This window comes from Paenibacillus sp. J2L1-98 (assembly GCF_056269405.1).
The window spans coordinates 1-2,138 of record NZ_JBWDNW010000058.1 but is presented as its reverse complement, the minus strand read 5'-3'; the positions used below and the strand labels follow the sequence as shown (position 1 = coordinate 2,138).

Genomic DNA, 2,138 nt, shown 5'->3' with positions numbered 1-2,138 from the left:
TTGCCGAAGTCTAACACGGAGTTCCCCGTCTAATCTTTCACCCCTTACCAACAGGGCGAAATCCTGCGAATAAGCGAGCATTCGTGAGAAAATTATATCGTACCGAGGGAGCTCAATACAGCCAATGCGGCAGCCGGCCAAAACGATCGGCTGCCTTTTAATTACGCTAAGACGGAATGTTGTTTAAACCGTCCCTACGTAGCCCGACGCTTATCCGGCTGCAGGGTTGCTTGCTTTGAGCGCAAGAATGAAGAAAGCCCTGAAACTGTTCCTTAGCGTTTACTAACGGGCGGTTATCTACGGTGGACTATGTTAAAATATGGACGTACTTAGGCGAATTAGCAAACACCATTTTTCCAAAGGAGAGGATTAGCTATGGTCAATTACCTTTTTAAACAATTAAGATTTGTTCGAGGCAATACGATAAAACATGTTACAGGGATGAGCGAGGAAGAAACACGCACTGTACCACGAGGATTCAACAACAATATTCTGTGGAACCTTGGGCACATTCTTCTTGTTCATGAGAAGTTCTCTTTTGCACTAACGAATGAAAAAATGGAATTGCCTAAGCATTTAGCAGAATTATTTTCTCCTGGGACTAAGCCGGAAAACTGGGGAACGCAAGTACCTAGCTTGGGTGAAATTTTTCTTTTGCTATCTAAGCAAATCGATCGGATTGAGCAAACCCTGGAGCACCGGCTAGAAGAAGATCTCGAGAAACCATTTGTTACTTCAGCTGGTCTTGAATTATCGACAGTTAAGGAGTGCCTTAGTTTTTGTTTGTATCACGAAGGCATGCATTTTGCAACGATTAAAGCCATTAAACAGCAAATGTAGTATTATGAAACCCTAATATGTTTCGCCTAAACTCTTCATTATAGATCATGTGAAAATCGCACCACCCGGGACGAAGGACATTCAACTAACGGGTACGATAGTTCGGCACAAACACATGAGGCCGCCGGTATTGATCGGGCAGCTTTTCCGCATTAAACGGGCAGAATTGCGTAGTAAATGGTGTATATTAATGAGAGTGAGAGTAGTTAATAGGGGGTAGTTTAATGGATTTTCATATAAAACCATATGAAAATGCTGGTCCTATTTCGTTGGGAATGACTAAAGAACAAGTCAGGAGCGTAATGCCAGAGAAGCCAGATGAAAAGCATGATATTCGGGGGGCATATACTGACTTTTTTGTTAATTCGGATGTTTTTACTTACTATACAGATGAAAATGGATTTTGCGAAGCTATTGAGTTTTGTCAGCCAACAAAGGCTATATTCAATGGAAGAACTTTAAATGGGGTTCCTTTTATAGAAGCAAAGAAGTGGTTAGAGCAATTTGATAATGAGTTAGAACATGAAGACAGTATAGGAGTTACATCATATAAGCTTGGTATTGGACTTTATGCACCTGATTATGATGAGGATGAGGAGCCTGGAGCATTTGTAGAAGCAGTAATCGTTTTTAGAAAAGGGTATTATGACTAGTGGAAATCACAAGAATCATTGAACTAACGGGTACAAGAGCTCAATAATGACACGAAAGGTAGTCAGCCAGAGATGGCTACCAAGATTAGAAAATTGATATGCATTAGGGAACTGGATACATTCAATACATAGGAGGAAGTGGTTGTAAAATGACTGAAGGCATTTACAAAGAGTGGCCAATCGATGAACACGCTAGATGGATTAAAATGGGGCATTTCTTTGGCAAGACACTTATGGATAACGTTAAAGGATACGCAAAAGAGAAAATTAATTCTAATTGCTCTGTAGAGGAAAGACTTGCTGCTGAAAAAGCTATTAGTGATACCTTGTATGGTTTCATGATGCTATTAGATGGTGTTATTGACAGTAGCATCGATAAGGACTATGGGGTTGAATTTGCGCTGATTGCAAGAGTATTTGACCAGAATACAAGAGAATATCTAGAAGAAATCGAATTGGCTCCAGACGGAGATGGTTTGTCCATGGGGATTCATATGTGGGAAGATGGGGAATTTGAATAGAGTTGATGTTCAACTAAACATTCCTGTATAGCCTAAGAAATGGGCTTTGTCAAAAAAGGAGCGTCTCGGTATGATGGGTTTGTCCACGGGCTTGAAACCCGACACCATCAAGGAGGCGCTCTTA

General features: G+C 40.9%; 3 protein-coding genes. All 3 read left to right on the top strand.

The features are described from left to right. Positions 1–375: 375 nt before the first annotated feature. The 3 genes from AC0YNZ_RS31350 (at position 376) to AC0YNZ_RS31340 (ending at position 2,014) form a co-directional block, all read left to right on the top strand. Positions 376–840, top strand: a complete 465-nt coding sequence (locus AC0YNZ_RS31350) for a DinB family protein (RefSeq protein ID WP_475830270.1) — start codon at positions 376–378, stop codon at positions 838–840. Between the two features lie 224 nt (positions 841–1,064). Next, complete coding sequence (locus tag AC0YNZ_RS31345) at positions 1,065–1,493, top strand: hypothetical protein (RefSeq protein WP_475830269.1); 429 nt, start codon at positions 1,065–1,067, stop codon at positions 1,491–1,493. 149 nt (positions 1,494–1,642) lie between these two features. Beyond that, positions 1,643–2,014, top strand: a complete 372-nt coding sequence (locus tag AC0YNZ_RS31340; RefSeq protein ID WP_475830268.1) for a hypothetical protein — start codon at positions 1,643–1,645, stop codon at positions 2,012–2,014. The last annotated feature ends 124 nt before the right edge of the window (positions 2,015–2,138 follow it).

Bases quoted from the DNA above. Each gene is read 5' to 3' on its own strand.
- AC0YNZ_RS31350 (WP_475830270.1), top strand. From the start codon at position 376: ATGGTCAATTACCTTTTTAAACAATTAAGATTTGTTCGAGGCAATACG.
- AC0YNZ_RS31345 (WP_475830269.1), top strand. From the start codon at position 1,065: ATGGATTTTCATATAAAACCATATGAAAATGCTGGTCCTATTTCGTTG.
- AC0YNZ_RS31340 (WP_475830268.1), top strand. From the start codon at position 1,643: ATGACTGAAGGCATTTACAAAGAGTGGCCAATCGATGAACACGCTAGA.